Origin of the sequence: Clostridium sp. CAG:43 (assembly GCF_000434655.1) — a bacterium.
GTDB lineage: Bacteria > Bacillota > Clostridia > Lachnospirales > Lachnospiraceae > Otoolea > Otoolea fessa.
This window is the reverse complement of sequence record NZ_FR895075.1, coordinates 5,109-11,904: the sequence shown is the minus strand read 5'-3', so window position 1 is coordinate 11,904 and position 6,796 is coordinate 5,109. Positions and strand designations below refer to the sequence as shown.

At 48.3% G+C, this 6,796-nt stretch carries 5 protein-coding genes; 3 read left to right on the top strand and 2 right to left on the bottom strand.

Translation table 11 applies throughout. The features are described from left to right. Positions 1-1,192: phosphoglycerate kinase (gene pgk / locus QVO97_RS06050; protein WP_288189130.1), on the bottom strand; the 1,192-nt coding region annotated here is incomplete at its 3' end. Positions 1,193-1,290: 98 nt separating this feature from the next. Then, positions 1,291-2,304, bottom strand: coding sequence for a type I glyceraldehyde-3-phosphate dehydrogenase (gene gap / locus QVO97_RS06045; protein ID WP_022359484.1), 1,014 nt, complete (start codon positions 2,302-2,304; stop codon positions 1,291-1,293). 572 nt (positions 2,305-2,876) lie between these two features. Here gap and QVO97_RS06040 point away from each other — a divergent pair. The 3 genes from QVO97_RS06040 to QVO97_RS06030 all read left to right on the top strand — a co-directional run bounded on the left by QVO97_RS06040 (position 2,877) and on the right by QVO97_RS06030 (position 6,703). After that, complete coding sequence (locus QVO97_RS06040) at positions 2,877-4,532, top strand: sensor histidine kinase (RefSeq protein ID WP_022359483.1); 1,656 nt, start codon at positions 2,877-2,879, stop codon at positions 4,530-4,532. Continuing rightward, complete coding sequence (locus QVO97_RS06035) at positions 4,525-5,214, top strand: response regulator (RefSeq protein WP_022359482.1); 690 nt, start codon at positions 4,525-4,527, stop codon at positions 5,212-5,214. The genes QVO97_RS06040 and QVO97_RS06035 overlap by 8 nt, the downstream gene beginning before the upstream one ends. A gap of 235 nt (positions 5,215-5,449) precedes the next feature. Next, positions 5,450-6,703 (top strand): sodium/glutamate symporter, encoded by a 1,254-nt coding sequence (locus QVO97_RS06030; protein ID WP_022359481.1) that lies wholly within the window; start codon positions 5,450-5,452, stop codon positions 6,701-6,703. The last annotated feature ends 93 nt before the right edge of the window (positions 6,704-6,796 follow it).

Genomic DNA, 6,796 nt, shown 5'->3' with positions numbered 1-6,796 from the left:
CTGCCGCTACACCCGGAAGCTCCTTTCCCTCTAAGAATTCCAGGGAAGCGCCGCCGCCGGTAGAAATATGGGTCATCTTGTCGCCAAATCCAAGCTGGTTGACCGCTGCTGCAGAATCGCCGCCACCGATGATCGTGGTCGCTTCGGTGTCTGCCAGTGCTTTTGCAACTGCGATTGTCCCCTGTGCCAGAGTCGGGTTCTCAAATACACCCATCGGTCCGTTCCATACAACTGTCTTAGCAGATTTTACGGTGTCTGCATACAGCTTTGCGGTTTCCGGTCCGATGTCAAGTCCCATCGTGTCAGCCGGGATAGCGTCAACCGATACATTCTGTACCTCGATCGGTGCATCGATCGGATCCGGGAAGGATGCTGCTACAGCTGCATCAACCGGAAGGAGCAGTTTCTTGCCAAGCTTCGCCGCCTTCTCTACCATCTCACGGCAATAATCTAACTTTGTATCATCGACTAAGGATTTACCAATCTCCTTGCCCTGTGCTTTTAAGAAGGTAAATGCCATGCCGCCGCCGATGATCAGCGTGTCGCACTTCTCCAGCAGGTTGGAGATAACGTTTAATTTATCAGCTACCTTCGCGCCGCCTAAAATGGCAACGAACGGGCGGACCGGGTTATCTACTGCATTTCCAAGGAAATCGATCTCTTTCTGCATCAGGTAACCAACTACTGCGGTGTCCACATACTGGGTCACGCCTACGTTTGAGCAGTGTGCGCGGTGTGCAGTACCAAATGCATCGTCCACATAGACATCACACAGGGATGCCAGATCCTTGCTGAACGCCTCACCGTTCTTGGTTTCCTCGGCACGGTAACGGGTGTTCTCAAGCAGAACAACCTCGCCATCCTTCATCGCCTCAACGGCTGCCTTTGCGTTCGGTCCAACCACTTCCGGATCGGCTGCAAATTTCACTTCCTGTCCCAAAAGTTCAGACAGACGAACGGCTACCGGTGCCAGAGACAGCTCCGGCTTCGGCTCTCCCTTCGGTTTGCCAAGGTGGGAGCAGAGAATTACCTTTCCACCGTCCGCAATCAGTTTTTTGATCGTCGGAAGCGCTGCCACCAGACGGTTTTCATCAGTGATCTTTCCTTCTTTTAACGGTACGTTGAAATCACAGCGTACCAGAACGCGTTTGCCCTTTACATTGATATCATCCACGGATTTTTTATTCAGCATATCCTGTCTCCTTTACATTTAAAAGAAAAATGGATCCGGTCCCGACCGAGGACCGGACCCATCTTGAATCCTTATGATTTTCTATCGAATCGATAAAATTATGCCAGCTCTGCGAAGTATTTGATTGTACGAACCATCTGGCTTGTGTAGGAGTTCTCGTTGTCATACCAGGAAACAACCTGTACCTGATATAAGTCATCACCGATCGGAGATACCATAGTCTGTGTAGAATCAAACAGGGAACCATAGCGGATACCTACGATATCGGAAGATACGATCTCATCCTCGTTGTAGCCGAAGGACTCAGTCTGAGCTGCCTTCATAGCCTCGTTGATAGCTTCCTTGGTAACGTCAGCTTTCTTAACAACGGCTGTCAGAATGGTAGTGGAACCAGTCGGAACCGGAACACGCTGTGCGGAACCGATGAGCTTACCGTTTAATTCTGGAATAACCAGACCGATCGCTTTTGCAGCACCGGTGGAGTTCGGAACGATGTTGACAGCGCCTGCTCTTGCTCTTCTTAAATCGCCTTTTCTGTGCGGTCCGTCCAGAATCATCTGATCGCCTGTGTAAGCGTGGATGGTGGACATGATACCGGACTGAATCGGAGCATAATCGTTTAATGCCTTAGCCATCGGAGCCAGGCAGTTAGTTGTACAGGATGCTGCGGAGATAATCTTATCTTCTGGTTTCAGTGTCTTGTGGTTTACATTGTATACGATAGTCGGAAGGTCATTGCCTGCCGGTGCGGAGATAACGACTTTCTTAGCGCCTGCATCGATATGTGCCTGTGCTTTTGCCTTGGATGTATAGAATCCGGTACACTCCAGAACTACGTCTACACCAATCTCGCCCCACGGAAGTTCAGCAGCGTTTGCCTTTGCGTAGATAGTAATCTTCTTGCCATCTACTACAATATAATCTTCGCCAGCCTCTACCGTATGTCCATCGTATCTGCCCTGAGCAGAATCATACTTTAACAGGTGAGCTAACATTTTCGGATTTGTCAGATCGTTGATAGCTACGACTTCGTAACCCTCAGCGCCAAACATCTGTCTGAAAGCCAGACGACCAATACGACCAAAACCATTAATTGCAACTTTTACTGCCATGATCTCATTCCTCCTAGAAATTCATCTTCATGATTGTTAAATATTAATCAACCCTGCTTGTATTGTACCCAACTTTTCCTAAAATAGCAAGTGGTTTTTTGTAAATTTTACAGCAAATATTCAGTATTTTCTCTCTTGCTGCGCACAACTTCGACGGATTGTCATACCTTAAATGGAATTTTGTGCTGACAGCCTTAATTTTGCATAATTTTTTAACCAAATACTCTAATTCGAACTATTTTCATTTTAATCGATCTCTTCTTGTTTTTCAACCTTTTTCCGTGGCTTCGCATTTGAATACGGCAAATTCCTGCTGCCACCACGTTTTCTTACGGCACTTTCGGTTCCAAAAGTGCCTATCCGTGAACAGTAACTTTAAAAGAAAGTGCTTATCCGTGAACAATAACCCGGCCACTTTGCAATTCGCCATCCAGCGCCTTGTAAACTTTCACACTTTCTTGCAGATCATTTCTTTTTTTACTATAATAATTTTAATCATCGTTTTGGTTTACACATTTTGCAGACCGGATCAACTCATTTCCTACATCAAATAAATTCCGGAGGTTTTATATATGAAGATAAAGGAAGGAAAATCAGCGCTGGAACAGAATCTGTACCGATCCTTTCTGCTCCTTTCCGCTACCCTGGTGCTCATCTCACTTGGTTTTACTCTGTTTTTTGATATTTCCAGACAGCGAAAGGATATGGACAAGCTGATCAGCGGTACTGCTTCTTATATTGCTGCAATTCCGGATGTCGCCGCCATGCTGGAAAACGGCTATCCTGATTCCACTGTGACCCGCGACCTGGATTCTCTTTCTTTGAATATAGCAGATATCAATGTCATCCTCATCAGTGATAAAAACGGACTGCGCTTTTACCACACGAACCGTCTGAAAACCGGCGATTCCTACGTGTCAGGTGACGAGGACGCTATTCTGTCAGGAAGCGATCCATATATCACAACCGGCTACGGCACGCACGGCATGCAGCGGCGCGCCTTTCACGCAGTAAAAAACAGCGGCGGAGAGATCATCGGTTTTGTGATGGTTTCCCTGTTCACCGCTACCCTGTCCGCCCAACACCGCAGTCTGCTGTTCTTTTATATAATTATATTCCTGATCATGATGATCGTCAGCATTTCCCTGACGCACACAATGTTCTCCCTGCTGCGCGACTCCCTGTTGGGATATGACCCGGAAGAACTCGTCAATATCTATACCCGCCAGGATGAGGTCATGAATATGATCGACGAGGGACTTGCCGCAACCGATCTGGACGGCAGAATTCTCTTTGCCAACCAGAAAGCTTCCACGATACTCGGTCGTCCTGCAAACGAACCTCCGCTCACCCACTTAACGATTCAGGAATTGTTTCCACAGACCGCTTTCGATCAGGTCATAAAAACCGGAGAAAGTGTAACGCACGAGAGCATCAGCTTCGCCGGACGCCAGCTCATCGTCAAGGAGGTGCCGATCCATGGACGCGGCAAACAGGCGCACCGGGGTGTCCTGATCGTTTTATTTGACCGCACCGACCTCCTGCGTCTCTCCGACGAGCTTTCCGGCGCCCACAATATGTTGGACACGCTGCGCGCGTTCAACCATGAATTTTTAAATAAGCTGCACATCATTCTCGGCTACCTACAGACCGGGGAGATTCAGCAGGCGATGAATTTTATCACCAACAGCAGCCTTGTCTCCAGCCAGTCCGTCCGTGAGACAGCCAACTGCATCCGCGTTCCAAAGATCTGTGCACTTGTGATCGGGAAAATGATGCACGCTGCTGAGCTTGGCATCCGCCTGCAGGTCAGCACCGACAGCACCTGCCGCGACCATGATCTGCTGATCCCGGTGGAAGGATTTGTCACCATTCTCGGCAATCTGATGGAAAATGCCATTGAAGAGCTAAGCCACGATCACACCGCCAGTCCGGATGTCATTCACGCATCTGAAAGCCCGCGCGAGATCCACATCGGCATCTACTGCCGCCCAGACGTCAACATCATCACCTGCGAGGACACCGGGCGCGGCATACAGCCGGAGCTGCTCGATCATATTTTCGAAAAAGGTGTTTCCTCCAAGGGCGAAAACCGCGGAACCGGGCTTTTCCTGGTTCATGAGCTGATGGAGGAGTACGGAGGAACCATCGATATCGACACAGAGCCTGGCGAGGGCACCTGTTTCACCCTGACATTTACCCGAAAGGAGACAGAATCTAATGTATAAAGTCATTATTATAGAAGATGATCCGATGGTTGCATCCATCAATAAACAGTATGTCGAGCTGACCTCCTCTTTTCACGTGGAGGCAACTTTCAAAAACGGCATCCTTGCCCTGCAGTATCTGCAGAACTGCACGGTTGACCTGATTATTCTCGACTACTACACGCCTCAGATGAACGGCGACGAATTTATCGACCAGCTCCACGCGGCTGGTATGACCCCTGCGATCATCATGGTAACCTCTGCCAACGACGCAGAAACCGTCCGCCGGCTTATTTCCCGCGGCGTCACCGATTATCTCGTCAAACCATTTGAATATGACCGTTTCAAAGCCGCACTGGAACGATTTGCGAAACGTCAGGAGGAATTGAAAACATCGACGTCCGCTTCTGACCTGGGACAGGCGGAGATCGACCGCCTCTTCTCCGTCCCGGATGTCTCCTCCCAGAGCGCTCCGCTGACAAAGGGCTTAAATGAACGCACCCTTGGACTGATCCGCCTCTTCCTATCCGAACATCCGGAGGAGGTCTGGTCCAGCGAACAGATTTCGGAACAGGTTCATTTGTCCCGTATTACAGTCCGGCGGTACTTAAATTACTTAGTTGAAACCAACGAACTGGTCAGCATGATCGATTACCAGACCGGTGGACGCCCTTCTATTAAATATAGATATTCCGGAAAATAGGAACATCTTCGTTTTCCAGCAATATACAGGTTTTTCCTGCCTTTTCGCGGCTGCAGCAGTACAGATTCACCATAGAGCCAAATCTATACTGCAGTCGCTTTTTTATAGTCATTTTTATTTACAATACTTACAAAACTGTATTTAAAATTACATAAATTGACTTCCCTTTTTCAATCTTATAAACTGTTTATAAAAGAAATAAACAAATTCTTAAACAAGAATGGAGGGAAGTTCTATGTTAGAACACATTATGGGATACTTTGGAACTTACACACCGGCAGCCGACGGTGCCATCGCAACATTCCAGTTCGAGTATCTGACCACACTTGGTTTCGCAGCCATCGTTATCTTCTTAGGACGCGCGATTGTCGCTCACAGCGCCCTGCTCAGAAAATATGCTATACCGGCTCCGGTTATCTCCGGTATCATCTTTTCTGTTGTTGTATCTATCATCAAGGGTTCCGGAATCATCGGTTTTTCCTTTGATGCAAAAATCGTAAAAGACTTATGCCAGAACTTATTCTTCCTGTGCGTAGGTTTCGGCTTCAGCTACAAGATGTTAAAGCATGCAGGCGGAAAGCTTTGTATCGCAATCGCAGTTGCGGCCTGTGTCCTGATTACCTTACAGGATGTCGTTGGTTACCTGGTAGGCAGCGCCATCGGTCTTCATCCGCTTCTGGCTCTGCAGTGTTCTTCCTCAGCTATGTCCGGCGGTGTTGGTACTGCTTCTGCATTTGGTCCTATCTTCGAGAACATGGGTGCTCCGGATGCAACCACAGTCGGTGTAGCAGCCGGTACTATGGGCAACATCATGGGTTCCTTAATCGGTGGTCCGGTTGCAGCTTTCCTGATTTCCCGTCACGGTCTGAAATCTGACCCGAACGACAGACCGGAATCCTCAAAATCTGGTTCAGCAGCTGTTCTTAACAACACCCGTATGATCAAGGCATTCGCCCTGTCTCTGCTTGTAGCAGCACTTGGTATGCCGATCTACTGCCTGTTAGACAACATCCCGATGATCGAGATGCCGAAATTCATCGGCTGTCTGTTCGCAGGTGCTATCGCAAGAAACATCATGGATGCAGCTGGTATCGAATTCCCGGTTCCGGAGATCGACGCTATCGAGCATATGTTCCTGGAACTCTACCTGGCACTGGTTCTGATGACCATCGATATCACAAAGCTGGCTCCGGTAGCTGGTCAGATGGGTATCATCCTCCTTGCACAGGCTATCCTGATGGCACTCTTTGCAATCTTCGTATCCTTCAACTTATTTGGACGCGATTACGGTGCAGCTGTTATGGCAGCTGGTAACTGTGGATGGGGCTGTGGTTCAGGTCCGAACGCAGTAGCAAACGAGAAAGCCGTTATGGATCAGTATGGATGGCACACCGTTGCTTGGGTTCTGTATCCGTCCTTCGCAGTTATCATCGACGATATTTACAACCCGATTTTCCTTTCCATCTTCTCCAGCCTGATTACAAAATAATCACTGAGACGAGATAGGAACACTTCATATAAGACATCTTTTATATAACAACATACCTAAGGCTCAATTGAAAATGTAACCTGAAAGAAGAGC

What these genes read in the sequence shown, in the direction of transcription:
- QVO97_RS06035 (WP_022359482.1), top strand. Translation starts at nt 4,525, where the DNA reads ATGTATAAAGTCATTATTATAGAAGATGATCCGATGGTTGCATCCATC.
- QVO97_RS06030 (WP_022359481.1), top strand. Translation starts at nt 5,450, where the DNA reads ATGTTAGAACACATTATGGGATACTTTGGAACTTACACACCGGCAGCC.
- gap (WP_022359484.1), bottom strand. Translation starts at nt 2,304, where the DNA reads ATGGCAGTAAAAGTTGCAATTAATGGTTTTGGTCGTATTGGTCGTCTG.
- QVO97_RS06040 (WP_022359483.1), top strand. Translation starts at nt 2,877, where the DNA reads ATGAAGATAAAGGAAGGAAAATCAGCGCTGGAACAGAATCTGTACCGA.